This is a genomic window from uncultured Olegusella sp. (assembly GCF_947253395.1).
In the GTDB taxonomy this organism is placed as follows: domain Bacteria; phylum Actinomycetota; class Coriobacteriia; order Coriobacteriales; family Atopobiaceae; genus Olegusella.
On record NZ_CAMXYY010000151.1, the window covers coordinates 1 to 3025 of the forward strand.

General features: G+C 51.6%; 4 protein-coding genes. All 4 read left to right on the forward strand.

Translation table 11 applies throughout. The annotated features are described in order from the left end of the window. The coding region (gene rplO, locus Q0X25_RS08185; RefSeq protein WP_298581119.1) for a 50S ribosomal protein L15 at nt 1-309 on the forward strand (309 nt) is incomplete at its 5' end. Further along, nucleotides 303-1589, forward strand: coding sequence for a preprotein translocase subunit SecY (gene secY, locus Q0X25_RS08190; protein WP_066306471.1), 1287 nt, complete (start codon nt 303-305; stop codon nt 1587-1589). The genes rplO and secY, both read left to right, overlap by 7 nt. A 102-nt stretch (nt 1590-1691) precedes the next feature. After that, nucleotides 1692-2333 carry an adenylate kinase gene (locus tag Q0X25_RS08195; protein WP_298581125.1) on the forward strand — a complete coding sequence of 214 codons (642 nt, stop codon included), beginning with the start codon at nt 1692-1694 and terminating at the stop codon, nt 2331-2333. After that, on the forward strand, nt 2330-3025 hold a 696-nt coding region (gene map, locus Q0X25_RS08200), incomplete at its 3' end, for a type I methionyl aminopeptidase (RefSeq protein WP_298581127.1). The genes Q0X25_RS08195 and map, both read left to right, overlap by 4 nt.

Here is a 3025-nt window from a genome sequence, read left to right on the forward strand (position 1 = left end):
TCGGGATTCGAGGGTGGACAGCAGCCACTGGCTATGCGCCTTCCTAAGCTTCCTGGATTCAAAAACATCAACCGCGTTGAATATGCCCCTGTCAACGTTTCTCGTCTGAATGGTCTTTTTAATGACGGCGACGTTGTCGATGGCGCTGCTCTTCTCGAGAAGGGCGTCATTAAGAGTGAGTTTATTCCCGTTAAGATTCTCGGCGACGGTGAGCTCACCAAGAAGCTTACGGTCAAGGTGGACAAGGTTTCCGCTTCTGCTCAAGCTAAAATTGAAGCGGCTGGAGGAAAGGTTGATCTCCCGTGCTAAAGGGAATCGCCAATGCATTCCGTATTAAGGAATTGCGTAACAAAATTTTATTGACGCTTGGTATTTTGCTCCTGTACAGGCTTGGTGCACACCTGCCTGTACCGGGCATTCCTGTCGCGGGAATGCTCGCGGCATACAAGTCTGCGTCAGCAAACGCGAACTTTATTTCGGTATTAGACCTCTTCTCGGGCGGTGCGCTTTCGCGTGTCTCGCTCTTTAGCTTGGGTATTATGCCCTACATCACTGCCGAAATTATCATGCAGATGATGCAGACAGTCGTTCCCTCTTTGGCCGAATTAGTGAAGGAAGGCGAGTCGGGTCAGCGCAAGATTACCCAGTACAACCGCTACATTACGATTGTGCTCGCGTTTATCAGCGCTATTGGCTATTTATTCTTGTACAAGAGCCCCGCCTTTGGCATTAGCTTTGCCAATACTGGCGCGCCAGAGCTGCTCATGGATGCTGTTGTAGTAGTAACCATGGTCACTGGTGCCATCATGATCATGTGGCTTGGTGAGGTTATTACGCAGCGCGGTATTGGTAATGGCATGTCGTTGATTATCTTTACCAACATCATGAGTGGTTTTCCCACGGCTATCCAGAGCACCATTCGCTCTGGCAACATGGGTCTTCTGTACGCAGCAGGAACATTGCTGATCATCGCTATTGTCGTACCCTTCATTGTGTACATCGAGCGTGGTCAGCGCAGGATCCCTATCCAGTATGCTAAGCGCGTTATCGGGCGTCGTATCATGGGTGGTCAGTCAACTTATTTGCCCATTAAGGTCAATACGGCTGGCGTCGTCCCCATCATCTTTGCGTCTACCATTTTGTATTTCCCCGCCCAGATTGCCGTCTTCTTCCCAGGCGTTGCCTGGATCAGCGGCTTTGCGAATGCAATCTCGACTGGCTGGGTGAACTGGATTTTGTCGGTCATGTTCATCGTCTTCTTCGCGTATTTCTATACGTCGATGGTCTTCAATCCAGACGATACTGCCGATAACCTCCGTAAGCAGGGTGGCTTTATTCCAGGCGTTCGTCCTGGTTCTGCAACAGCGGCGTACATTAAGAGCACGCTTGATCACATTACCTTGCCAGGAGCAATCTTCATGGCATTGATCGCTGTTGTGCCATCCATTGTTTTTACCTTTACCTCCAATGCGCTCATTCGAACCTTTGGTGGTACCTCCATTTTGATTATGGTAGGCGTTGGCTTAGACACCATTTCGCAGCTTGAGGCACAACTCAAGATGCACAATTATGAGGGCTTCTTCAAATAAGCCTTGCCGAAAAGATCACGCGCTCGCGTGTGCTCGCATGCGTTCGTGCGCGATTGTAAGCAGATGTAGCCTTCATGTAAGCGTTAGGAAAGAGTGAGACACATGAACATCGTATTATTAGGCGCTCCTGGCGCTGGCAAAGGAACCCAAGCTCAAAGGCTTGTGGATGAGTTTGGCGTTGTTCATATCTCGACTGGAGATTTGCTTCGTGCGGCTGTTAAAGCACAGAGCCCTCTGGGTATTCAGGCTCAGTCGTTTATGAAGACGGGCGCACTCGTTCCCGATGAGCTGGTTATCGGCCTTGTGAAGGAGCGCTTAAGTGCCCCCGACGCCGCCGCTGGCTTTATTTTGGATGGTTTTCCTCGCAATGTTGCACAAGCGCAAGCGCTTGACGCAGAGCTTGAGACCTTGGGCAAAAGTATCACGGATGCTCTTCTCGTCGACGTCAAAAACGACGTCATTATCGAGCGCTTGAGCTCGCGTCGTACCTGCCGTGACTGCGGGTACATGACCAACGCCCAAGCAGCAAGTGAGCGCAACAACGTATGTCCCAAGTGCTCGGGCGAACTGTATCAGCGCGAAGATGACAAACCACAAACGATTGCACATCGTTTGGATGTGTATCAGCAACAAACCTTCCCCTTGATTTCGTATTACGAGAAGCGCGGTCTTCTCGTCAAGGTCGATGGGGACAGGCCTGTTGATGAGGTATATACAACAGTAAAGGATCGGCTCGGTCTATGATTATTATCAAAACACCGCAGCAGATTGAAGAACTCAAAGCTTCAGGTGCCGTGTCAAAACTGGCATTACGTCGCGTTGGCGCTGCTATTAGGCCTGGCGTTAGTACCTTAGAGCTTGATCAAATTGCGGAGAGCGTCATTCGTATGCATGGCGCTATCCCGACATTTAAGGGGTATCAAGGTTTTCCAGGTTCGATTTGCGCAAGCGTAAACGATGAAGTTGTGCATGGTATTCCATCTGCTGACGTTCGCCTTTCCGAGGGCGACATTGTTTCGATTGATACGGGAGCTACCGTCAACGGTTGGGCAGGCGACAACGCGTGGACCTTCTACGTTGGCGAGCCTTCCGATGAGGCCAAGGCGCTGTGCGAAGTGACGCGCGACTGCCTTAAGGCTTCGATTGCGCAGGCAGTTCCTGGAAACCACATCGGTGACATTGGTTACGCATGCCAAAGCCTTGCCGAGAAGCACGGCTATGGCGTGTTGCGCGACTACGTGGGTCATGGCGTTGGCCGCGACATGCACGAGGATCCCAACGTTCCCAATTATGGAAAGCGGGGTCGCGGGGTTCGTCTACAGGTCGGCATGGTGTTGGCCATTGAGCCCATGATTACCTTGGGCAGCCCCGAGGTCTACACTGCCGAGAATGGCTGGACGGTTTCGACCGCTGACGGCTTGTTGTCGGCGCATTTC